11 protein-coding genes are annotated in these 24028 nt (G+C 72.3%); 4 read left to right on the top strand and 7 right to left on the bottom strand.

Annotated elements, in window-relative coordinates; genetic code table 11:
• The 7 genes from J0695_RS09450 to J0695_RS09420 form a co-directional block, all read right to left on the bottom strand.
• The gene (locus tag J0695_RS09450) at positions 1-7776 is read right to left on the bottom strand and encodes a non-ribosomal peptide synthetase (protein ID WP_206961437.1); all 7776 of its coding nucleotides are present in this window, start codon (positions 7774-7776) and stop codon (positions 1-3) included.
• Positions 7777-7786: 10 nt separating this feature from the next.
• Entirely contained in the window at positions 7787-15556 is a 7770-nt protein-coding gene (locus tag J0695_RS09445; RefSeq protein WP_206961436.1) for a non-ribosomal peptide synthetase, read from the bottom strand.
• A 43-nt stretch (positions 15557-15599) separates the two neighbouring features.
• The gene (locus tag J0695_RS09440) at positions 15600-16787 is read right to left on the bottom strand and encodes an NAD(P)/FAD-dependent oxidoreductase (RefSeq protein WP_206961435.1); all 1188 of its coding nucleotides are present in this window, start codon (positions 16785-16787) and stop codon (positions 15600-15602) included.
• A gap of 79 nt (positions 16788-16866) precedes the next feature.
• A complete protein-coding gene (locus J0695_RS09435) occupies positions 16867-17097 on the bottom strand; it encodes a phosphopantetheine-binding protein (protein WP_206961434.1) in 231 nt (76 codons plus the stop codon).
• On the bottom strand, positions 17097-18662 hold the full coding sequence (locus tag J0695_RS09430) for an amino acid adenylation domain-containing protein (RefSeq protein ID WP_206961433.1): 1566 nt from the start codon (positions 18660-18662) through the stop codon (positions 17097-17099). The genes J0695_RS09435 and J0695_RS09430 overlap by 1 nt, the downstream gene beginning before the upstream one ends.
• 111 nt (positions 18663-18773) lie before the next feature.
• Entirely contained in the window at positions 18774-19511 is a 738-nt protein-coding gene (locus tag J0695_RS09425) for an LmbU family transcriptional regulator (RefSeq protein ID WP_307798523.1), read from the bottom strand.
• Positions 19512-19578: 67 nt separating this feature from the next.
• A complete protein-coding gene (locus J0695_RS09420) occupies positions 19579-19794 on the bottom strand; it encodes an MbtH family protein (RefSeq protein ID WP_206961432.1) in 216 nt (71 codons plus the stop codon).
• A 348-nt stretch (positions 19795-20142) separates the two neighbouring features.
• On the opposite strand from J0695_RS09420, the gene J0695_RS09415 reads away from it, so the two are divergent.
• The 4 genes from J0695_RS09415 to J0695_RS09400 form a co-directional block, all read left to right on the top strand.
• Positions 20143-20925, top strand: a complete 783-nt coding sequence (locus J0695_RS09415; RefSeq protein ID WP_206961431.1) for a thioesterase II family protein — start codon at positions 20143-20145, stop codon at positions 20923-20925.
• Positions 20926-21049: 124 nt separating this feature from the next.
• The gene (locus tag J0695_RS09410; protein ID WP_307798522.1) at positions 21050-22234 is read left to right on the top strand and encodes a serine hydrolase domain-containing protein; all 1185 of its coding nucleotides are present in this window, start codon (positions 21050-21052) and stop codon (positions 22232-22234) included.
• A gap of 12 nt (positions 22235-22246) precedes the next feature.
• Positions 22247-23275 (top strand): N-acetyl-gamma-glutamyl-phosphate reductase, encoded by a 1029-nt coding sequence (argC, locus tag J0695_RS09405; protein ID WP_206961430.1) that lies wholly within the window; start codon positions 22247-22249, stop codon positions 23273-23275.
• Positions 23272-24028, top strand: a 757-nt coding sequence (locus J0695_RS09400; RefSeq protein ID WP_206961429.1) for a bifunctional ornithine acetyltransferase/N-acetylglutamate synthase, incomplete at its 3' end; no start/stop codon positions are given. The genes argC and J0695_RS09400, both read left to right, overlap by 4 nt.

Below are 24028 nucleotides of genomic sequence, written 5' to 3'. Positions count from 1 at the left end.
CTACTCCTCTACGATCATCCTGCGGAGAGCGGGGCGAAGGGGCACGGCCGATTCCTCCGACCACGCGGCGAGCGCGGCCACCGTCGGCAGGTCGAAGAGCTTGCGGATGGGGATCTCCGTGCCCATCTCGGCGCGGGCACGGGTGATCAGGCGGGTGGCGAGCAGGGAGTGCCCGCCGAGTTCGAAGAAGCCGTCGTCGATGCCGACCGTCTCCACGCCGAGCACCTCGGCGAACAGCCTGGCCAGGGTCCCCTCGCGGGTGGTGCGGGGTGCCCGGAAGGGCGTGGTGGCGGTGAGTTCGGGTGTGGGCAGCGCCTTGAGGTCGAGCTTGCCGTTGGGGGACAGCGGCAGCCGGTCCAGGGTGACGCAGACGGCGGGGACCATGTAGTCGGGCAGCCGCCCGTCCAGGTGGGCCTGGACCGCTGCCGGGTCGGGGACCTTCTCGCCGGGGACGGGTACGAGGTAGGCGGCCAGGTAGGGGGTGGTGTCCCCGGGCCGCTGGGTCACGACGGCGGCCTGGGCGATGTGCGGATGGGCCGTCAGGGCGGCTTCCACCTCGCCGGGTTCGACGCGGTAGCCGCGGATCTTGACCTGGGTGTCGATGCGTCCCAGGTGCTGCAGCTCGCCGTCGCCGGTGAGGCGGGCGAGGTCGCCGGTGCGGTACATGCGCGAGCCGGGAGGCCCGTACGGGTCGGGGAGGAACCGGTCGGCGGTCAGTCCCGGCTGGCCGTGGTAGCCGCGTCCCGCCCCGGCCAGGTAGAGCTCGCCGGGTGAGCCGGGCGGCAGCAGGGCCAGACCGGGGCTGAGGATGTAGGCGCGAACGCCCGGGAAGGGGCGGCCGATGGGCACCCCGGTGGTGTACGTCTCGCCCGGGTCGAGGAGATGGCCGGTGGCGTAGAAGGTCTCGCTGGGGCCGTAGCTGTTGATGATGCGGGCCTGCGGCCAGCACGCGCGCACCCGCTCCACCAGCACGGGGGTCAGCACTTCACCGGAGATGTTCAGGGCCGTGGGGCTGACGCGTCCGCCGATCTGGTCGAGGAGTTCGGCGAAGGCGGAGGGGACCGAGCAGATGACGTCGGTGTCCCAGCTGTCGCGGTCGGCCAGTTCCAGCACGTCGCGCACGATCTCGACGCTGCCGCCCGTGGTGAGCGCGGAGAACGTCTCGAAGGTGGCGACGTCGAACCCGAACGAGGCGGCGAGCAGGACGCGGCGTCCCGACTCCATTCCGGCGTGCGCGACCAGGGCGTCCACCGCGTTGACGACGGTGGACTGGGTGACGCCCACGCCCTTGGGGACGCCGGTGGAACCGGAGGTGTAGATGACGTAGGCGAGGTTCTCGGGGCGGGCCCTGGTCCGTACGGCGGCCCCGGCGGTGCCGGCTGCCAGGAGATCGACGTCGTCGAGGACGAGGACGGGGATGTCCGTGGCGGGGACCAGCGGGCGGGTGCCCGCGTCGGCCAGGATCAGGTGCGGCCGGGCGGTGGGCAGGATGTGCGGGAGGCGGGCGGTGGCGTAGGCGGGGTCGACGGGCAGATAGGCGCCGCCCGCCTTGAGCACGCCCAGGAGCGCCACGACCGTGTTCGCCGTGCGCGGCAGGACCACGCTCACCACGGTCTCCGGGCCGACCCCGCATGCCACCAGGGCGTCCGCGAGCCGCTCGGCGCGGGCGTTCAGCTCGGTGTACGTGAGCGACTCGCCGCCGGCGACGACGGCGGGGGCCTCCGGGGTCCGCGCCACCTGTGCCTCGACGAGCGCGGTGAGCGTGAGGTGCCTGGCCGGGTCGGGCTGGTCGAACCCGGCCAGGATCCGGTCGCGTTCGGCCGGCTCCAGTGCGTCGGCCTGCGCGACCTTCAGGGCGGGGTCGCCCGTCAGCTGCCGCAGGAAGCGGACGAGGCGCGCCCCGTACGTCTCCACCGTGGACCGGTCGAAGACACCCGGCGCGTACTGGATGACGAGCTGGAGGTGCGAGTCGGCCGCCGCCGTCAGGCAGAGCGCGTAGTGGTTGCCCGCGGAGGGGCGCAGACCGGTGAAGGTGATCCCGTCCGCGGCGTCGCTGGCGTCCTCCAGGCCCTCCCGGTCGACCGGGTACGACTCGAAGACGACGAGCGTGTCGAAGAGGGACCGTACGCCGGCGGCCTTCTGGATCTCGGTGAGCCCGTAGTAGTGGTGCTCCACCAGGGCGGCCTGCCGGCTCTGGAGCCCGCCCAGGACGTCGCCGACGGTGTCGCCGGGCGCGCAGGCGACCCGTACGGGAACGGTGTTGATGAACATGCCGACCATCGACTCGACGTCCGTCACGGCGGCCGGGCGCCCGGAGACGGTCGCGCCGAACACCACGTCCTGGCGTCCGGTGAGCTGGCAGAGCAGCAGCGCCCAGGCGCCCTGGACCAGGGTGTTGACGGTGATGCCCAGCTCGGATGCGCGCGTGACGAGTTCGCGTGCCTCGTCGGGCGCCAGCGCGACCTCGACCTGGTCGCGGGTTCCGTCGTCCGAGTTCACGGAGTCGGGGGCGAGCAGGGCCGGCTCCTCGACCCCTTCGAGCTCGGCGGCCCAGGCCTGTGCGGCCTCGTCCTGGTCCTGCCGGGTGAGCCAGGCGAGGAAGTCGCCGTAGTCGCGGGTGGCGGGCAGGGAGGCCGGGTCGCCGTCGGAGGCGTAGAGCAGCAGCAGGTCCCGCATGAGGATGGGGGTGGACCAGCCGTCGTAGAGCGTGTGATGGGCCGTCAGGACCAGTTCGGGACGTTCGGGATCGAGGACGACGAGGGCCAGGCGCATCAGCGGCGGGGTGTCCGCGTCGAAGTAGGTGGTCCGGTCCTGGTCGAGGAACTCCTCGAACTTCCCGGTGCCTTCCGTCTCGCCGGCCGCGGTCAGGTCGAGGTGCTGCCACGGCAGGGTCACCGACTCCGGCACCACTTGTACGAGATCGCCGTCCGCCCGGTTCACGAACGCCGCGCGCAGCGCGGGGTAGCGGTCCAGGAGCGCCTGGCCGGCCCGGTGCATCCGCGCGGGGTCGACCCTTCCCGACAGGTGGAAGACGAGCTGGATGTGGTACGGGTCGAAGGACGCGCCGGCCAGCATCGCCTGGAAGAGGATCCCTGACTGGGCCGGGGTCGCGGGCCACACCTGGGCGAGCTTGCCGAAGCGGTCCTCCCAGGCGTCGATCTCCCGCTGGCCGACCGCGACCAGGGGCGCGTCGGTGGGGGTGAGCCCGCCGGCGCCGGAGGTGGTGGTGTGCTGGGCCAGCGCGGTGAGCGCCTCGACCCAGAGCCCGGCCAGTTCGCGCACGTCCTCGGCGGTGAGCACCCCGGTGGGGAAGCCGAAGTACGCGGTGAGTTCGTCGCCCGCGCCGGTGTCGGAGGCCACCGCGTTGATCTCCAGTGCCGAGAGGACCGGCATGTCCGCGTCGGGTGCGGCGATCAGGTCCCGGTGCGTGGTGTCCGGGGCGAAGCCCAGCCCGCGCAGCTCCTCGGGGATGTCCGCACTCGACGACTTGCCCAGGTAGTTGAACCCGATCTGCGGCTGTCGCAGTCCGGCCAGCGCGCCGGCGGTCTCCGGGTTGAGGTGGCGCAGCAGCCCGTAGCCCAGGCCGTGGTCGGGCACCGCCCGCAGCTGCTCCTTGACGGCCTTGACGGCCCGGCCCGCGGCCTTGCCGCCGGCGAACGCGTCCGCCACGTCGATGCCGGACAGGTCGAGGCAGACGGGGTACATGGCGGTGAACCAGCCGACCGTGCCCGACAGGTCCGCGCCGGGCACCAGGTGCTCCTCGCGGCCGTGGCCCTCCAGACGGACGAGCGCCGAGTCCCCGGACAGGCCGCGCCGCTCGCGCCAGCGCGCCAGCGCCAGGGCGAGACCGGCCAGCAGTCCGTCGTCGACGCCGCCGCGGAACACCGCGGGCACCGTGTCGAGCAGGGTCCGCGTGACGTCGGCGGGCACCTGGATCCGTACCGTCTCCACGGTGGCGGTGACATCGCGCGCCGCGTCCAGTTCCCGTGCTCCCAGCACCGGTTCGCCGCCGCGCAGGATCTCCTGCCACAGGGGCAGTTCCGCCACCCGCCCGGGGGCGAGCGCCTCCTCCGCCAGGGCGTGCGTCCACCGGCGCAGCGAGGTGCCCGGCTGGGCGGGCTGCGGGCTGTGACCGCCCTTGACCTGCTGCCAGGCGGAGACGAGGTCGGGTACGAGGATGCGCCACGACACCCCGTCGACGACCAGGTGGTGCAGCACGATCAGCAGCCGGTCCGCCTCCGTGGCGGAGGTGAACCGGACGAACTGCGCCATGACGCCCGCGTCCGGGTCGAGCCGGTCGGCCGCCGCGTCCAGCTCGGCCTGCGCGTCGGCCCCTTCGTGAGCGACTTCGGTGACGAGCGCGCCGGCGTCGACGCTGCCGGCCGGCTCGATCCACAGGCCCGGCCGGTCCCGGTCGAGCCTGGAGCGCAGCACGTCGTGCCGGTCCAGTACGGACTGGAGGGTGGCGGCGAGTCCCGCACGGTCGATGTTCCCGGGCAGGGTCAGCATCGCGGACATGCAGAACCGGCCGAGGCCACCGCCCAGGGCGAGCACGTGCGCGGCCGTCGTCGGCAGCGGGGACCAGCCGACGCCGCCGCCCGGCAGCTCGGCGAGGGTGACCCGCTCCTCCTCGGCCCGGCCCTCGACCAGTTCCGCGAGCCGGGCGACCGTACGGTGCTCGAAGATCTCCCGCGTACTGACCACCACACCGCGCGTCTTGGCCCGCGCCACGACCTGGATGGAGCGGATGCTGTCGCCGCCGCTCGCGAAGAAGTCGTCGTCGACGCCCACCTGTCCGGCGCCGAGCACATCGGCGTACACCTCGGCCAGGACCTGCTCCGCGCCGGTGCGGGGCGCCCGGTACTCGCCGCCCCTGAACTCCGGTGCGGGCAGCGCCGCCCGGTCCAGCTTTCCGCTCGCGGTCAGCGGCAGCCGGTCGAGGATCACCAGCTGGGCGGGGACCATGTAGTCCGGCAGCCGCTTGGCGGCGAAGCGCCGCAGGTCCGCCGCCGAGACGGTGGCGTTCATGTCCACGTCGCCGCCGTGCGCGCCGGCGCCCGCCTGCGCCACGTAACCGATGAGCCGGGTCCTGCCGGCGGGGTCCTCGCAGACCGTGACGACGGCCCGGCTGACGGCGGGGTGCCGGGCGAGGACCGTCTCGATCTCGGTCGGCTCGACGCGGATGCCGTTCACCTTGACCTGGTTGTCGGCGCGTCCCGCGTACTTCAGCTGTCCGTCGCCGTCCCACTGCGCCAGGTCTCCGGTGCGGTACATCCGCGTGCCGGGAGGGCCGAAGGGGCAGGCCACGAAGCGTTCCGCGGTGGCACCGGTGCTCCGGTGGTAGCCGCGGGCGACCTGGCCCGCCACGTACAGTTCGCCGATCACGCCCTGGGGTACGGGGGCCAGTTCGGGGCCCAGTACGTGGGCGCGCATGTTGGCGAGCGGCGACCCGACCGGTACGGCGCCGCTCTCGGTCCACTCCCGCGGCACCGTGAAGGTGGAGGCGTAGAAACTCTCGGTCTGTCCGTAGGCGTTGATGACCCGGACGCCGGGCAGGGCGTGGTGCACCTTGCGGACGAAGTCGCAGGAGAGCGCCTCTCCGGCGAAGACGACGGTCTCGACGTCGAGCCGCAGGCCGGTGGGACCGTCGGCGGCGATCTGGTCGAGCAGGGCGGAGAAGACGGCGGGCACGGCGCTGAGGGTGGTGCCCGTCCAGCTGTCGCGCTCCGCGAGTTCGAGTACGTCGCGGACGACCTCGACGCTCGCTCCGCAGGTCAGGGCGGTGAATATCTCGAAGACGGAGACGTCGAAGTTGACCGAGGTCGCCGCGAGCATCCGGGAGCCGGGGCCGGCGTGGACGCGCCGGCTCAGGTCCCGTACGCCGTTGACCACCGAGGCATGGGTGAGGGCCACGCCCTTGGGGGTTCCGGTGGAGCCGGAGGTGAACATGACGTAGGCCAGGTTGCCGGGGCCGATGCCGAGCTCCGAGGCCGCGACGACGGGGCCGTCCAGGCCGAGGTCCAGGTCGAGGTCGTCGAGGTGCAGCACCGGCGGGCGGCATCCGGCCACGGTCCGCGCCGTGTCGTGGTCGGTGAGGATCAGTGCCGGGGCTGCCGCGTCGAGCAGGAGCCCGACGCGGGAGGCCGGGTAGCCGGGGTCGATGGGCAGGTACGCGCCGCCGGCCTTGAGGACGCCGAGGAGGGCGAGGACCAGGTCCGCCGACCGCGGCAGCGCCACCGCCACCACGACGTCCGGTCCCACCCCCTGTTCGCGCAGGACCGCGGCGAGCCGCCCGGCCCTGGCGTCCAGTTCGCCGTACGAGAGCGAGGTGTGCCCGCACACCACGGCCGTCGCCTCCGGCGTGCGCGCCGCCTGGGCGGCGACCAGCTCGGGCACCGTCGCCGCCGGCAGGGCCTGGGCCGTCTCGTTCAGCCCCGCCAGCCACTCCCGTTCGGTGGCGGTGAGCACGTCCACCGCGCCGAGGCGCGTCGCGGGATCGGCGACCACCTGCGCGAGTACGCGCACATAGCGGTCCACCAGGTTCTGGGCGGTGGCGTGGTCGAACAGCTCTGTCGCGTACTCCAGGCGGCCGTAACCGCGCCCGGAAGGGCCCGGCACGATGTTGAAGAACAGGTCGAACTTCGCGGTGTCGGTGCCCGCCGGGACCGGGGTGACCCGCAGGTCCGGTACCTCGATCTCGGACCACGCGAACTGCCAGGCCAGCATGGTCTGGAACAGCGGCTGGTAGGCGGTGGTGCGCTCCGGGTTGAGGAGCTCCACCAGGTGCTCGAAGGGAACGTCCTGGTTGTCGTACGCGGCGAGCGCCCGGTCCCGTACCTGGTCCAGCAGGTCGTCGAACGACGGGTTCCCCGACAGGTCGACGCGCAGCACCCAGGTGTTGGCGAAGAATCCGATCAGCTCTTCCAGCTGCTCGTCGGCGCGCCCCTCGATCGGGGAGCCGATCGTGAGGTCGTTGCCCGCCCCGGCGTGGTGCAGGAGGACCGCCAGGACGGCCTGGGCGACCATCGGCGCCGTGGCCCCGTGGTTCGCGGCCAGCTTCCCGACCCCGGCGAGCAGTTCCGGCTCCAGCTCGAAGTCGACATGGCCGCCCCGGTGTCCCGCCAGCGTCGGCCGCGGCCGGTCCAGCGGCAGCTGCACCGGCTGCGGCACCCCGGCCAGCTCCTGGCGCCAGTACTCCAGCTGCTCGGCGGCGACGGAGTCGAGGTCCTCCACCTCGCCCAGCATCTGCCGCTGCCAGACGGTGTAGTCCTTGTACTGCACGGGAAGCGGCACCCAGTGCGGGGCGCCGCCCTGCCGGCGGGCCGCGTACGCGGAGAGCAGATCCCGCATGAACGGTGCCATCGACGCCCCGTCCGCGGCGATGTGGTGGAACACGAACACCAGCACGTGCTCCGTCGCCGAGACCCGGAACACGGTCGTCCGCAGGGGCAGGTCCGTGTCCAGTTCGAACCCGGCGCCCACCACCGCGGCCATCGCCTCGTCCACCGCGTCCGCGGCCACGTCCACCACCCGGAACGGCACCTGCGCCTCGGCGGCGGGCAGGATGCGCTGCTCCGGCGTGCCGTCCGCGCTCTCCACCAGCAGCGTGCGCAGGCTCTCGTGCCGGGTGACGACGTCCGTCACCGCCGCGGCCAGGGCCGCCGTGTCCAGCGGCCCGTCCAGGCGCAGCACGAACGGGATGTTGTAGGTCGCGGACGGACCCTCCAGCCGGTGGAGGAACCACAGCCGCCGCTGGGCGAAGGACAACGGGATCATCGTTCTGCTCCTAAACGTTCATCTGTCGCAGCTGGAGGCGGTTCGACTTGGCCGACTTATCGATACGGGGTGCCAGCTCGGCGACGGTCGGGCTGCGGAACACGGTCGTGACCTTCACATCGACGCCGAGCTCCTTGCGGATGCGGCCGACGAGGCGGGTGGCCAGCAGGGAGTGCCCGCCGTTGTCGAAGAAGTCGACGTCGATGCCGACCTCCCGGGCCCCGAGCAGCTCGGCGAAGAGCCGGCAGAGGACCTCTTCCTTCTCGTCGCGCGGCCCCCGCCCGGCCGCGGCCCCGTCCTGGTCCGGTGCGGGCAGCGCGTTGCGGTCGAGCTTCCCGCTGGGTGTCTTGGGGAACTCGGCGAGCGGCACGATCGCCGAGGGGACCATGTACGCGGGCAGGTGCTCCCTGGCCAGTTCGGTCAGGTCCCTGATGTCCTGCTCGCTCAGTTCCCCGGTGCCGTCGCCCGGCACCACGTAGGCGACGAGCCGCTGGTCGTCGGCGCGGTCCTCCCGCACCAGGGCCACCGCACTGTCGACGTACGGGTGCGCGGTCAGCGCCTGCTCGATCTCGCCGAGTTCGATGCGGAACCCGCGGATCTTGACCTGGAAGTCGGAGCGCCCGATGTACTCGACCTGGCCGTCCGCGTTCCACCGCACGACGTCACCGGTGCGGTACATCCGGGTGCCCGGCTCGCCGTAGGGGCAGGCGACGAAGCGGTTCGCGGTCAGCGCGGTCTGCCCGAGATAGCCCCGGGCCAGCTGGACCCCGGCGAGGTAGAGCTCGCCGGTGACGCCGGGCGCGACCGGGCGCAGCGCCGAATCCAGTACGTACACCTGGGTGTTCCAGATCGGCGCGCCGATCGGCACCCGGTCCGCGCCCGGCACGTGCTGCCAGGCCGTGACCTCCACCGAGGCCTCGGTGGGGCCGTAGACGTTGTTCGCGGAGCAGCCGGGCAGCAGTTCGGTGAACCGGTTGGCCAGTGCGGCGGGGAACGCCTCGCCGGCGACCTCGATCCAGCGCAGGCCGGTGCACTCCTTGGCCGTGGGCTCGGCGACGAACGCCTCCAGGAGAGAGGGGACGAAGTCCGCGCCGGTCACCTTCTCCCGCCGTATCAGCTCCGCCAGATAGGCCGGGTCCCGCCGCCCGTCGGGGCGTGCGATGACGACGGCGGCCCCCACCTGCAGGGGTGCGAACAGCTCCGGTACCGATACGTCGAAGCTGGCCGTGGTGCTCAGCAGCACCCGGTCCTCGGCGCCGACGCCGAAGTGCGACAGACCCCACTTGAGCCGGTTCATGATCGAGCGGTGCGCCACGGGCACGCCCTTGGGGCCGCCGGTGGAGCCCGAGGTGTAGATGGCGTACGCGGCGTTGTCCGGCGACAGCGTGCGGACCGGGTCCGTGTCCGCGCACCCGGAGACGTCGGGGAGTTCCCCGTCGAGCATCAGCAGCGGCTTCGCACTGTTCAGCACATGCCGTACGCGGTCCTCGGGCAGCTCCGGGTCGACCGGCACGTAGGCCGCGCCCGCCTTGACCACCGCGTAGATCGCCACCATCAGCTCCACGGAGCGGGGGATCTTCACCGCGACGAGCTGCTCGGGGCCCGCGCCCCTGGCGATGAGCCAGTGCGCCAGTCGGTTGGCGCGGCGGTTGAACTCCCCGTAGGTGAGCGTCTCGTGCTCACCGATCAGCGCCACGGACCCGGGGGTCCTGGCCACCTGGGCCTCGAAGGCGCCCGGCAGCGTATCGGCGGCCACCGGGTGGGCCGTGTCGTTGACCCGGCGCAGCAGCCGGTCCCGCTCGTCCTCCCCCAGCACCTCCACGGCACCGACCGGCACCGACGGGTCCTTGAGCACCTGTTCGAGTACGCGGACGAGGCGGGCGGCGATCGTCCCGGCCGCGTCGTGGTCGAAGAGGCTGGTCTGGTAGTCGAGGGAGAGCCGCAGGTAGGGGTCGGAGGCGTTGAGGGTGAGCGGGTAGTGCGAGCCCGCGAACGGGCGGATGGCGTCGATCGAGAAGCCCGCCGAGGTGTTCGCGTCGACGATGCCCTCGCGGTCGACGGGGTAGTTCTCGAAGACGACGATCGTGTCGAAGAGGGAGGGCAGTCCGACGCCGCGCTGGATGTCGGCGAGCCCGTAGTAGTGGTGGTCGAGCAGGGCGATCTGCCGGTTCTGCAGACCGGTGATGACGTCGCCCACGCTGAGGCCGGGCCGGCAGAGCGTCCTGGTCGGCAGGGTGTTGATGAACAGGCCGACCATTTCGTCCGAGCCGGTCACGTCCGCGGGGCGGCCGTTGACGGCGGCCCCGAACACCACGTCGTGCTGTCCGGTCAGCTTGGAGAGCAGGATCGCCCACGCACCCTGGAGGAGCGTGTTCAGCGTGACCCCGAGCTCCGCGGCGCGCCGGGCGAGTTCCCGTCCCTTGTCGATCGAGAGGGGCACCTCGACCCGTCCCAGGGAGGACGACTCGCCCTGCGCCACCAGGTCCGCGGCGACGAGGGTGGGCTGGTCGAGGCCGTCGAGTTCGGCCTTCCAGCGGGCGGCCGAGGCGTCCCTGTCCTGCCGGGACAGCCAGGCCAGGTAGTCGCCGTAGCTGCGGATCGGGGGGAGTTGGCCGGTCCCCGCGTACAGCCGCACCAGATCGGTGATCACCAGCGGCGACGACCAGCCGTCGAAGAGGGTGTGGTGCGCCGTGAGGATGAGCTTCGACTGCAGCGGCCCGCAGGTCAGCAGCGCCAGGCGCAGCAGTGGCGGCCGTGCCGGGTCGAGCGGGGCGGCCCGGTCGTCGGCGAGGGCCCGGTCGAGCGCCGCGTCCTGTGCGGCCTCGCTGCGACCGGTGAGATCGAGGTGCTGCCAGGGCAGGGCGACGTCTTCGGCCACGACCTGTACGGGGTCGCCGTCGGCGGTGGTGAGGAACGCGGAGCGCAGGTTGGGGTACCGGTCGAGCAGTGCCTGTCCGGCCGCCCGCATGCGCGCCGGGTCCACGGGCCCGGACAGGTGCAGGACGAACTGCATGTGGTAGACGTCGAACGCGCCGTCGGCGAGCGCCGCCTGGAACTGGATGCCGGACTGGCCAGGGGCCTGCGGCCACACCTCGGCCAGCGGGCCGTAGCGCTCCTCCCACGTCTCGATGTCGTCCTGGCCGACGGTGACCAGCGGCGCGTCGGAGGGGGTGAGGCCGCCGGTGTGCGGGCGGGCGGCGTACGCGGCCATGCCGTGCAGCACCTCGACCCACAGCTCGGCCAGTTCAGTGGTCCGCTCGCGGGACAGCACCCCGGTCGGGAACATGAAGGCGGCCTGCAGCCGGGTGCCCTCCGGGGTGTCCGTGGCGACCGAGTTGACCTCCAGGGCGGAGAGCGCGGGCAGGTCGGGGTCGGGTTCCGCGATCAGCTCGGAGGACCAGGACGCCGGCCCCCACCCGTCCCTGCGCAGGTGCTCGGGCACGTCGGTGCCGGAGATCCGGCCGAGGTAGTTGAAGCCGATCTGCGGTACCGCCAGGCCGGCGAGCTGTTCGGCGGTCTCCGGGTTCAGGCAGCTCAGCAGCCCGTAGCCCAGGCCCTTGTCGGGGACGGAGCGCAGCTGCTCCTTGACCAGTTTCACGGCCTGGCCTGCGGCGGGGCCGCCGGCCAGCACGTCGTCGAGGTCCACTCCGGGGACCTCGACCCTGGCCGGGTACATGGTGGTGAACCATCCGACGGTACGCGAGAGGTCGGCGCCGGGGACGACGTCCTCCTCGCGGCCGTGCCCCTCCAGCCGGACCAGGGCCGGGGCGTCCGCGCCGCGCCACCGGTTGACGGCCAGGGCGAGGGCGGCGAGCAGCACGTCGGTCCCGGTGCCCCGGAACGCGGCGGGGAGCGTGGTGAGCACCGCTTCGGTGACCGCGGCGGGCAGTTGCACCCGTACGGTCTCCACCGTGGACCACACGTCGACCGCCGGGTCGAACGCCCGGGTGCCCAGCGGGAGGTCGGGCGCCTCAAGGAGGTCGCGCCAGTAGGCCAGTTCCGCTTCCCGCTCCTCGGAGAGGGCCTCGTCCTGGAGTGCCGCCGCCCAGCGGCGGGCCGAGGTGCCGACCGCGGGCAGCTCGGGCGCCCTGCCGAGGCGGACCTGCTGCCAGGCTTCGGCGAAGTCCGACATGAGGATCCGCCAGGAGACACCGTCGACCACCAGGTGGTGCAGCACCACCAGCAGCCTGCCCTCGCCGGAGGGGGCCGCGAACCAGACGAAGGCCGCCATGGTCCCGGCTTCGGGGTCGAGCCGGCCGGTCGCTCCGTACAGCTCCGCCTTCGCCGCCTCCAGCGAGGACGCCTCGTCCCAGCGGCCGTCGCAGTCGGCCCGGCGGATCAGGTCCGCGGCCCGCACGGTGCCCGTGGGGTGCACGAGGAGGGAGGGTTCGTCGCCGGGCACCAGTTGCGCGCGCAGGAGGTCGTGCCGGTCGAGTACGGCGTCCAGCGTCGCGGCGAGGCCGTCCTCGTCGATGCCCGCGGGCAGTTCGAGGACCATCGACATGGCGAACCGGTTGGTCGCACCGCCGTTTGCGAACACCTGCCGGGCCACCGGCTGGAGCGGCAGGGAGCCGACACCGCCGCTCTCGTCCTCTTCGAGTACGGGCGTCCGGCCCTGGCGGGTGGACGCCACCTCGGCGAGGCGTGCCGCTGTGCGGCACTCGAATATCTCGCGGGTGGAGAGCTCCAGGCCACGGGCGCGGGCCCGGGCGACGACCTGGATGGAGCGCAGGCTGTCGCCGCCGACCGCGAAGAAGTCGTCGTCGACTCCGACCCGGTCCACGCCGAGCACGTCCGCGTACGCCGCGGTGATGACCGACTCGGCCTCGGTGCGCGGCTCCCGGTAGGCCTCGCCGAAGAACTCCGGTTCGGGCAGCGCCTGGCGGTCCAGTTTGCCGGTCGGCCCGAGCGGCAGTCTGCCCAGCGCCACGAACGCGGAGGGCACCATGTAGTCGGGCAGCCGCGCGGCGGTGAACTTGCGGAGCTCGGCGGCCGAGGCCCCGGCCAGCACGTCCACGTCGCCGATGCCGCCGGCGCCGTCGTCGCCGACGGCTCCTTCACCGGTGTGCACCACGTACGCGACGAGCCGGCGCCCGCCCTGGGGCACCTCCCGGCTGACCACCACCGCCTCGCTGATCCCCGGGTGGCAGGTGATCGCCGCTTCGACCTCGGCCGTCTCGATGCGGAAACCGCGCACCTTGACCTGGCCGTCCGTACGGCCGACGCACTCCAGCTGCCCCTGCGCGTTCCAGCGGGCCAGGTCGCCCGTGCGGTACATCCGCTCGCCGGCCGGGCCGAAGGGGCTCGCCACGAAGCGCTCGGCGGTCAGGCCCGGGCGGCCGTGGTAGCCGCGGCCCAGGCAGTCCCCGGCGACGTACAGCTCACCGATCACGCCCTGCGGTGCCGGGGCGAGGCCCGGACCGAGCACGTAGGCGCGCATGTTGCCCAGCGGGGTGCCGATGGGCGCGACATCGCCGTCCTGCCACTCCTCGGACGGGGCGAGGGAGAACGTGGTGGCGTAGAAACTCTCGCTCTGCCCGTAGCAGTTCACGACGCGTACGCCGGGCAGGGCGTCGCGCACCTGGCGCACCAGCCGGCCCGGGAGCACGTCGCCCGCGAAGACGACCGTGCGCACGCCGGGCGCGTTGCGCAGACTGCCCGCGAGCTCCCCGAGCACCGAGGGGACCCCGCTGATCACCTGGCCGTCCCAGCTGTCCCGCTCGCCGAGTGCCAGCGCGTTCGCCACCACCTCGGCGGTGCCGCCGGTGGTCAGGGTGGTCAGCAGCTCGAAGACCGAGACGTCGAAGTTGACCGAGGTGCCGGCCAGCATCCGCCAGCCGGGGGGCGTGTCGAGGACGCGTACCAGCTCCCGTACGCCGTTGACGACGCCCCGGTGGGTGATCGCCGCACCCTTCGGCTTGCCGGTGGAGCCGGAGGTGTACATCACGTACGCCAGGTTGTCCGGGCCGAGCGGCGCGCTGCGGTCCGTGTCGCCGGGCGCCCCTGCGGGCGTGTCCCACTGCGCGCGGCGGTCGAGGTCGACGCAGCGAAGGGTGTTCTCCGGCAGGTCCTGCCAGGTCGCGGTGTCGGTGACGGCGAACCGCGGCGCGGCTTCACAGAGCACGCTCTCCGCGCGGCCGCTGAGGTACTGCGGGTCCAGGGGTACGTATCCGGCACCGGACTTGAGGATGCCGAGCAGCCCCGCGACCAGGTCCTCGGTGCGCGGCAGCGCGAGAACCACCAGGTCCTCGGGGCCGGCGCCGAGCCGCAGGAGTTCCCACGCGACGGCGTTCGCCCGGTCGTCGAGCTCCCGGTAGGTCAGCGTCGTCGCGCCGAAGGCGACCGCCGGGGCGTCGGGCGTCCTGGCCACCTGGCTCTCGAACAGCTCGGGGACCGTCAGCCCGCTCTCCCCCGGGGTGCCGGCGTCGAACCGGTTGAGCAGCAGGTCCCGTTCGGCCCCGTCGAGGACGTCGACGGTGCCGATCGCGCGCTCCGGTCCTGCCACGAGCCGGCCCAGCACCCGTACGAACCGGTCCGCGATGGCCGTGGCGGTGTCCCGGTCGAAGAGACTGGTGGCGTACTCGAGACGGCACTGCGCCCCGCCGCCCGAGCTGTTGGGGAGCAGGTCGAAGAAGAGGTCGAACTTGGCCGTGCCGGTCTCCAGGCGCTCGGCCCTGACACCGAGGCCGGGGAGCTCCATGGGCGGCACGGGCGGCTGCCAGGAGAGCATGACCTGGAAGTACGGGTTGTACGCGGTGGACCGGTCGGGGTTGAGCAGCTCCACGAGCCGCTCGAACGGCATGTCCTGGTTGTCGTACGCGGCCAGCGACCGGTCCCGTACCCGCCCGAGCAGTTCGCGGAAGGTCGGGGTCCCGGAGAGGTCGACGCGCAGCACCCAGGTGTTGACGAAGAACCCGACGAGGTCGCGCAGTTCCTCGTCGGTGCGGTCCGTGATCGGCGCCCCGATGGACACGTCGTCGCCGCACCCGAGGTGGTGCAGGAGCACCGCGAGCGCCGAGTGCATGACCATCGACACCGTGGTGTCCTGGTCGGCGGCCAGTTTCTCCACCGCGGTGAGCAGTTCCGGGCCGATCGAGAACGGGATCCGGTCGCCGCCGGAGCTGATGGTCCTGGGGCGCGGGCGGTCCGTCGGGATGGCCAGCGGCTGCGGCAGACCGTCCAGTGCCTCGCGCCAGTACGCCAGCTGACGGGCCGACACGCTCTCGGGGTCGCTCTCGTCACCGAGGACGTCCAGCTGCCACAGGGTGTAGTCCGCGTACTGCACCGGGAGCGGCTCCCACGCCGGGGCCCTGCCCTCGGTGCGGGCCGCGTACGCCGTGGTCAGATCGTGGAAGAGCGGCCCGAAGGACTCCCCGTCGACAGCGATGTGGTGGGCCACCACGACGAGGGTGTGCTCGTCCGGTCCGCACCGCAGGAGCGTGGCGCGGATCGGCGCGTCGGCGGCCAGGTCGAAGGTCCGGGTGGCCACCTCGTCGACCGCCGCCGCCAGCCCGTCCTGCGTGACGTCGGCGGCCGGCAGGGCGAACGGCTGCTCCCCCGGCGCGAGGACCCGCTGGTGCGGGACCCCGTCGTCGCCCTCGGCGATCACCGTGCGCAGGACCTCGTGGCGGTCGATGACGTCACGGAGCGCCGACTCCAGCGCCCCCGTGTTCAGTTCACCGGTCAGCCGCAGGGCGAAAGCGCCGTTGTAGGTCGGGGAAGGGCCTTCGAACCGGTCCACGAACCACAGCCGGCGCTGCGCGAACGACAACGGGATCATTGTTTCTCCAAATCGGAAGAACCACGAGGGAGCAAGTCGCCGCTCAGCTCAGGTCGAGCAGGGTCAGGAGTTCGTCGTTGTAGAAGTCGTCGATGGAGCACGCCCCCGAGAGGGTCGAGAAGTACCGGTCGATGTGCTCCTGGTGGCCGACCAGCTTCTGCAGCATGTCGACCCGCCCCTGAGGCTTGAGCTCGGCCACGTTGAGCGCGCCCTGGTAGTGGCTGAGGGCCTCGCCGCTCAGGTTGTTCTCGTACCGCCGCAGTGCCGCGGCGAGCGCGGCGTCGTCGTGCAGCCGCTCCCCCACGAAGCCGGTGAGCGACTGGGCCTGGGCGAAGGCTTCGGTGATGCCGCGGGCGGTGATGGAGTCCTTGTGGTTCACCGCGTCGCCGACCAGCACCCAGCCGGGTCCGTAGGCTTTGCGGAAGTAGTTCTCCTGGTGGCCCGTGCCGTAGAGCTGTTCCACGCGCTCGCCCGCCTGCATCCGCTCGTACAGCTCGGGGGCCGTCGAGCGGAAGCTGTCGAGGTAGAAGGGCTCCACTCCCTTGCGGACGTTGTTGTACTCGTCCTGCGGGAAGTAGGTCATGAGGAGCGTGAGGTCGTCGTTGGTGGGGATGACGCCGATCCAGCGGCCCGGCCGCTCGTACAGCTCGAAGTGCGAGGGGACCCCGGACCAGTAGCTGTAGTAGGTGCAGCTCACCCGCGCGTGCTCGATGACGTTCTGCGCGCCGGCCTTGCGGGCCACCAGCGAGCGCATGCCGTCGGCGCCGACGACCAGGCGCGCGTGTTCCGTCGTCTCGGTGCCGCCGGGTGTCGTGTACCGCACCCCGGCGACCCGGTCGCCCTCCCAGAGCAGGTCCTTGACGGCGCAGCCCTGCTGGAACTCCACGCCTGCCTCGACGGCCCCTTCCGCGAGGAGGGGGTCGAGCACGTAACGCCTCGGCGCGTACGTGTACCGCAGGTCGTCGAGCGGCAGGGAGAAGCCTTCGATACGGACGCCGGGCCCCTCGTAACTCTGCCGGGTGATCGGCCTGCAGCCCGCGTCGCGGAGCTTGTCGAGCAGCCCCCACCGGTTCAGCAGCGACATTCCCTGCATATGGATGTAGTGCGAGGACAGCGTGTCCTGCGGGAATTGCGCTTTCTCCAGGAGCAGGACCCGATAGCCCTGCCGGGCGAAAAGCATGGCTGTCGGCGAGCCCGCACAACGGGCACCGATGACAATCACGTCGTACATGGCGCGCCTTTCTTGCCAGATGGTTTTTCGACACAGCTCGGCCGCGGCCGGAAATGCCTTGCACGAGGGAAACCGGACACTAAGGGGCCGGCACACCCAGGGATTCGATGTACGCGGAGACCGCCGCCACCGTCGGATTGAGGAACATCTGGTCCATGGGGACCTCGGCGCCCAGCTCCTCCAGGAAAGCGCCCTGGATTTTCACCATGATGACGGACTGGCCGCCCAGGGCGAAGAAATCGTCGTCCAAAGCGATATCGTCGCGCTGGAGTTCACGGCACCAGATGGCACGCACGCTGTCGGAAATCATCACAGTCCTCTCTTGAGCGATTCGACGAGGGCCGCGCGGTCGACTTTCCCGTGCGGGCTCAGCGGAATGTGCGGGACGTTCACAAATCTGGCCGGGACCATGTTCCGCGGCAGGACCGCCAGGAGGCGGGTGCGCAGGTCGTCCTCGGTGGGGGCGTCCCCGGCGGGAACGGTGAACGCGGTCAGTTCGGTCTCGCCCGCGTCGGTGTACGTGACCGCCACGGCGGCCTCCTTGACGACGTCCAGCCTGCCGAGCGCGCGCTCGATGTCGGTGGGGTCGATGCGCATGCCCCGTACCTTGACCTGCGCGTCCATCCGTCCGGCGACGACGAGTTCGCCGGCGGCGTTCACCCGGCCGCGGTCGCCCGTGCGGTACAGCCGCACCGGCGCGCCGTCGACCTCGACGGTCGTGAACTTCGCGTTCTCGGGGCCCGCGGCGCCCAGGTATCCGGCGCCGACGCCGGCCCCGGCGATGCAGATCTCGCCGTCCTCCCCCGGACCGACACCGCGCAGGTGCTCGTCGAGGAGGTGGATGTCGGTGTTGTACGCGGGCCTGCCGACCGGCGCGATGTCGTGCTCGCCTGGCCGGTACGCGGCGAGGTCGTACGAGGTCGCCACGTCCGTGCACTCGGCGACGCCGTACTGGTGCAGCAGGGTGCAGGTGTTGCCCTCGCGCCGCGCCCACTCGGTGAGCCGTTCGGCTTTCAGCGCCTCACCGCCGAAGAGCACGTAGTCGAGGCGGGTGAGCGCGTCGCCGCCCCGCGCGGTCTCCCAGTCCACCAGTACGTACAGCGTGCTGGAGGCGCAGTGCACCACGCGGATGTCGTGGTCGGTCAGGATGCGGTAGGCCATCATCGCGTCGAAGTTCCGGCTGGCCAGCAGGTACTGGGTGGCGCCGCAGAACAGCGGTGTCATCAGGGCGCGCTGGGAGAGGTCGAAGCCGAACGCGCTGACGACCAGGTTGTGCGACCCGCTGTGCAGGCCGTACTCGAGCTTCAGCCAGTTCATGAGGTTGAACCAGCCCTCGTGCCTGACCGCGGTCAGCTTCGGGGTGCCGGTCGAACCGGAGGTGAAGACGGCGTAGCAGACGTCGTCGCCCGTGACGGCGACGCCGGGAGAGTCCTCGGGAAGGGCTGCCAGCCGGCCGGAGAGCTGTTCGAGGTCGACGACGTCGACGGAGGCCGATGCGACCATCGGGGCCGTCGCGGGGGAGGCCACGATCAGGGCGAGTCCGGGGACCTGGCCCAGCAGCAGCTGGAGCCTCTCCGCCGGGTAGGCCGGGTCGAACGGTACGTAGGCCGCGCCCGCCTTCAGCGTGCCGAGGATGGCGACGAGCAGGTCGACGGAGTAGTCGAGGCAGACGCCGACCTTGGCGCCCCGGCCGTGTCCGCGCGCGACGAGGTAGTGCGCGAACCTGTTCGCCCTCGCGTCCAGTTCCGCGTACGTCACCTGCTGACCGGCCCGGACGACGGCGACGGCATCGGGAGTGGCCCGCGCGTTCGCCTCGAACTGGTGGTGGACGACGGGCGCCGCGGGCAGGGCGACCCGCTTTCCCTGAAGGATCATCAACTGACTCCGATGTGAAGGGTGTCCGGTCGGCCGGGCCGGGCGAAGGGCCTTGGGTCCTTGAGGCCTGGGGCCCGCAGCCTCGGGGGCCTCCGAGGCTTTTCGGGGCCTCTAGACGATCTGCCGTCCGACGATCTGCCGGCCGACGGTTTCGAGCGCCTGGGCCACCCACTGGTCCAGGGACAGACCGTGCGCGGCAGCGGTTTCCGCGTAGGACTCCAGCCGCCCGGCGGAGAGCTCGATGGTGAGGGTGGTGACCTTCCGCGGGCCTTCCCCGACGGCCGCCGTCCCGGCCGGCCGGGGTGTCTCCCGCGCCGCGCCGCCGCTGTCCGCGGGCGCCCCGTCCTGCTCGCTCTGCACGGCCAGAGCGGCACGGAGCGCCCTGCGCAGTTCGTTGCGCGACCACTTCTGCTGTTCGGCCTTGCGCAGCCAGTAGTCCTGCTCCGGCGGCGCGAGGCGGGTCACCTCGGCGTGGTGGGCGAAGCTGAGGGTGTCGTGCCTTCGGTGGTGCTCGAAACGCCGGGCCACCCACGCGTAGTTGCGCAAGGTCTGGTAATCGAGCCCCGTGCGCTCGATCGCCTCCTTGTACCGACGCCACCCGTAGGTGGTCTCGCCGAAGATCAGCCAGTCGGCGAGCCACCACGCCGAGGAGTTCACGAGCTCGCGCAGGCTGGTCCCGATCTCTTCCCAGGACCGCTCCGAGAGGTTCTGCGGGAAGACCATCCCCGACTTCCGCACGGTGGCCTGAGACCCTACGAAGGACAGGTGCACACCGCGCTGCGCCGGCTCACCGCTGTTCTCCGCCGGTCCCGCCTTCTGCCTGCTCGCGGTCCTCACAGCGCCCGTCACCGCCTTCATCTCCCCACTCAGAGTGTCCTGGTGTCCTGCCGGCCCGTTTCCGTGAGAGCGCCGCCGGTCAGTCCGCCGCCATGGCGTCCTGCAGGCTCTTGGGGCGCAGGTCGGTCCAGTTCTGCTCGACGTACTCCAGGCACTCGGCCCTGGCCGCCTCGCCGAAGACCACCCGCCAGCCGGCGGGCACCTCGGCGAAAACCGGCCACAGGGAGTGCTGCTCCTCGTCGTTGACCACCACGTGGAAGCGGCCGTCCGTGTCATCGAAGGGGTTCGTGCTCAACTGGCACCGTCCTTGTACGTCATGGGGTGACCCAGGATGGGAAACCGCCGGGCCGGGTACGGGAAGGCGCCGGGCGCGGATCCGCCGCCCGGCGTCCGTCCGGGTCCGCCGGGACACTCCGGTGTCCGGTCGACAGGACACCCGGTGCCGGTGGCGGCCCCGGCGATCCGACGTCACCGTAGGGATCCGGCCGCCGGCGCTACAAGGCGGCGCGTCCACCGGCCGCCCCGCCCGCCACCCGCGTCTGCACCCCGCCCGGATCCTCTGTACCGCACCGGTTTCCTGTGCCACGATGCCGCGCTCGCGGGTCTGCCGGGCACCCGAGAAGCACCGACCCCAGGGAGAGCGATGGACAGCACCCGACCTGACTTGCGCCTGTTCGTCCTGCACCACGCCGGGGGCTCCCACATGCTCTACCGGCACTGGCCGGCCGCGCTGCCGCAGACGTGGGACGTGACCCTGCTCGACGCCCCGGGCCACGGTCTGCTCCTCGACCTGCCGCAGATCAGCGACGCGGGCCTGCTCGCCGACTTCCTGCTGCGCGGCATCGAGCCCGGACCCGACGTGCCCTACGCCCTGTTCGGGCACAGCATGGGAGCCCTCGTCGCGTACGAGATGACGCGGCGGGCCCCGGCCCTGGGCCTGCGGCCGCCGGTGTGGGTCGGTGTCTCCGCACGGACCGCGCCGCAGCCCGCGGGACCCGGGCAGCGCTACCACGAGCTGCCCGACGCCGAGCTGCGCACCCGGCTGGAAGAGCTCGACGGCACGCCCCACGGGATCTTCGACGACCCCGGGCTGTGGGCCCTGTACGCCCCGGTCATCCGGGCCGACCTGCGCCTGGTGGAGAACTGGCGCCCCGATCCCGGCGCCGGTCCGCTGCCCGTGCCGCTCTCCGCCTACGCGGGCGGCGGGGACCACACCGCCTCACCGCGGCGGATGGCCGGCTGGGCGGAGCACACGGAGGACTTCCTGGGCCTGCGGGTCTTCGACGGCGGCCACTTCTACTTCCAGGACGATCCCGCCCCGCTGCTGCGGCAGATCGAGCGGGACGCGACGGCCGCGCTCGAAACGGCCCGTGCAACGGCGCGCGAAACGACGCATGTAAAGCCAACTGCCCAACCTGTGAGCTGAGTTGACTCCTCGCCCGCCTGTTGCCGCCCAAGCTCTCCGTACGCGGCGAAGCTGACCTACTCTCCACCCACGCACCGCACAAGTACGGAATCAGCCATGTGCGGACGGACCCCAGGAGCGGGAAATGACGATGGCGGCATGGAAGAGACCAAGGGCCTGCGTGGTCGGTCTGGCGGCGGCGGCACTCACGGCCACCGTCCTCACGGGTCCCGCGCGGGCAGCCGGGGACCCGGCCACGAAGGCGACCGGCCACCAGGCCACGCAGCACGCGATCGAGGCGGCGGTCGCCGCCGGTGTCCCCGGCGTCACCGCCGAGGCCCGGGACGCGAGCGGAGTCTGGAAGTCCGCAACGGGCGTGGGCAATCTGAAGACGGGTGCGCCGCGCGGCGTGAACGACCGGTTCCGCACCGGCAGCATCACCAACACCTTCGTGGCGACGGTCCTCCTCCAGATGGAGGCCGAGAAGAAGCTCAGCCTCGACGACACCGTGGAGCGCTGGCTGCCCGGCGTCGTCACGGGCAACGGCAACGACGGCCGCGCGGTCACCGTACGGCAGCTGCTCAACCACACCAGCGGCCTGCCCGACTACCTCGCCGACGAGACGTACTACACGACGTACACCCTGGGCAACGGCTTCCTCCAGCACCGGTACGACACCCTCACGCCCGCGCAGCGCCTCACGGTGGCCTTCTCCCGCGCGCCGCTGTTCCAGCCCGGCGCCCGGCACGCGTTCTCCCACACCAACGACATCCTGGCCGCGCTCATCCTCCAGAAGGTGGGCGGCCGGTCGTACGAGAGCGAGGTCCGCAGGCGCATCATCGAACCCCTGGCCCTGACCGCGACCTCCAACCCCGGCACGGCCACCGGTCTGCCCCAGCCGAGCAGCCGCGGCTACTCCAAGCTCTTCTACAACACCCAGCCCGACCGGCTCGACGACGTCACCGAGCTGAACGGTTCGCAGGGCTGGGGCGACGGCGACATCATCTCCAGCGCGGCCGACCTGAACCGTTTCTACGGGGCGCTGATGGGCGGACGGCTGCTCCCGGCCAGGCAGCTCGCGGAGCTGACGACGACCGTCGTCAACCCCGACTTCCCGATCTCGTCCTACGGCCTCGGCGTCGAGCAGCTCGCGCTGGGCTGCGGCACGACCATCTGGTACCACGACGGCGGCATGGTCGGCTGGCTCACGCTGTCCGCCTTCACCAAGGACGGCCGCCACCAGCTCACGTTCAACTACAACGGCGACTGGGACGCATCGGGGATCATCCCCGTCCTCGACGCCGAGTTCTGCGATCCGACGTCCGGCTGACCTGGAGGGTTCATGACAGTGCGAGCGGCCGTGGCCGGAGCGAGCGGTTATGCGGGGGGCGAACTCCTCCGCCTGCTCCTGGCCCACCCCGAAGTGGAGATAGGTGCCCTGACCGGGCACTCCAGCGCGGGACAGCCACTGGGCACAGTGCAGCCGCACCTGGCCGCACTGGCCGAGCGGGAGGTGCGACCCACCACCGCCGACGCCCTGCGAGGGCACGACGTCGTCTTCCTGGCCCTGCCGCACGGCAGGTCTGCCGCCGTCGCGCGGCAGCTGGGCGAGGAGACGCTCGTCATCGACTGCGGCGCGGACTTCCGCCTAGCGGACGCGGGCGACTGGGAGACGTTCTACGGCTCGCCGCACGCGGGCACCTGGCCCTACGGCCTGCCCGAACTGCCGGGCGCGCGCGCCCTGCTGGCGGGCGCCCGGCGCATCGCGGTGCCGGGCTGCTACCCGACGGCCGTGACGCTGGCGCTCTTCCCCGCGTACGCGGCGGGGCTGGCCGGGCCCGAGGCGGTGGTCGTCGCGGCGTCCGGCACGTCCGGCGCCGGGCGCACGCCCAGGGCGGACCTGCTCGGCGCGGAGGTCATGGGATCCATGCGGCCGTACGGCGTCGGGGGCGGCCACCGGCACACGCCCGAGATGGTGCAGAACCTCAGCGCCGTGGCGGGCCGCCGGGTCGCCGTCTCCTTCACCCCGACCCTGGCCCCCATGCCGCGGGGCATCCTCGCCACCTGTTCCGCCGCGGCGCTGCCCGGGGTCGGCGCGCACGACGTACGGGCCGCGTACGAGAAGGCCCTGTCCGACGAGCCGTTCGCCAGGCTGCTGCCCGAGGGCCAGTGGCCCAGCACCTCGGCCGTGTACGGCTCGAACGCCGCCCACATCCAGGTGACCCTTGATGCGTCGGTCGGCCGGATCATCGCGGTCAGCGCCATCGACAACCTCACCAAGGGCACCGCGGGCGGCGCCGTCCAGAGCATGAACACCGCCCTCGGGCTGCCCGAGGGGCTGGGTCTTTCCACGAACGGAGTCGCACCGTGAGCGTCACAGCCGCACGAGGCTTCACGGCGGCGGGCGTCGCCGCGGGGATCAAGGAGAACGGCGACCGGGACCTGGCTCTCGTCGTCAACCACGGGCCGGAAGGGGCCGCGGCGGGCGTCTTCACCTCCAACCGTGTGCAGGCCGCTCCCGTCCAGTGGTCGCGCCGCGCCCTCGCGGACGGCAGGATCCGCGCGGTCGTGCTCAACTCCGGCGGCGCCAACGCCTGTACCGGACCGCAGGGCCACCAGGACACGTACTCCACCGCCGGGGAGGCCGCAGGGCTGCTCGGCCTCGACCCGGGCGACGTGGCGGTCTGCTCCACCGGACTCATCGGCGTGCCGCTGCCCATGGACCGCCTGCTGGCCGGCGTCCGCGGCGCCGCCGCCCTGCTGTCCGGGTACGGCGGCGGCGACGCGGCCCTCGCCGTCATGACCACCGACACGGTGCCCAAGACGGCCGCCGTCACCCGGGGCGGGTGGACCGTCGGCGGGATGGCCAAGGGCGCGGGCATGCTCGCCCCCGGGCTCGCCACCATGCTCGTCGTCCTCACCACGGACGCCGCCGTGGACAGCGCGGCCCTGGACATGGCGCTGCGGGACGCCACCCGCCGCACCTTCGACCGGATCGACTCCGACGGCTGCATGTCCACCAACGACACCGTGCTGCTGCTCGGCTCCGGCGCGTCCGGGATCACCCCGGACAAGGCGGAGTTCGCCGAAGCGGTACGTACCGTCTGCGACGACCTCGCCCGCC

The sequence above is a fragment of the Streptomyces beijiangensis genome, assembly GCF_017315755.1.
Classification (GTDB): Bacteria; Actinomycetota; Actinomycetes; order Streptomycetales; family Streptomycetaceae; genus Streptomyces; species Streptomyces beijiangensis.
This window is presented reverse-complemented; position numbering and strand designations above follow the sequence as displayed.

What these genes read in the sequence shown, in the direction of transcription:
- J0695_RS09450 (WP_206961437.1), bottom strand. Translation starts at nt 7,776, where the DNA reads ATGATCCCGTTGTCCTTCGCCCAGCGGCGGCTGTGGTTCCTCCACCGG.
- J0695_RS09445 (WP_206961436.1), bottom strand. Translation starts at nt 15,556, where the DNA reads ATGATCCCGTTGTCGTTCGCGCAGCGCCGGCTGTGGTTCGTGGACCGG.
- J0695_RS09440 (WP_206961435.1), bottom strand. Translation starts at nt 16,787, where the DNA reads ATGTACGACGTGATTGTCATCGGTGCCCGTTGTGCGGGCTCGCCGACA.
- J0695_RS09435 (WP_206961434.1), bottom strand. Translation starts at nt 17,097, where the DNA reads ATGATTTCCGACAGCGTGCGTGCCATCTGGTGCCGTGAACTCCAGCGC.
- J0695_RS09430 (WP_206961433.1), bottom strand. Translation starts at nt 18,662, where the DNA reads ATGATCCTTCAGGGAAAGCGGGTCGCCCTGCCCGCGGCGCCCGTCGTC.
- J0695_RS09415 (WP_206961431.1), top strand. Translation starts at nt 20,143, where the DNA reads ATGGACAGCACCCGACCTGACTTGCGCCTGTTCGTCCTGCACCACGCC.
- J0695_RS09410 (WP_307798522.1), top strand. Translation starts at nt 21,050, where the DNA reads ATGACGATGGCGGCATGGAAGAGACCAAGGGCCTGCGTGGTCGGTCTG.
- argC (WP_206961430.1), top strand. Translation starts at nt 22,247, where the DNA reads ATGACAGTGCGAGCGGCCGTGGCCGGAGCGAGCGGTTATGCGGGGGGC.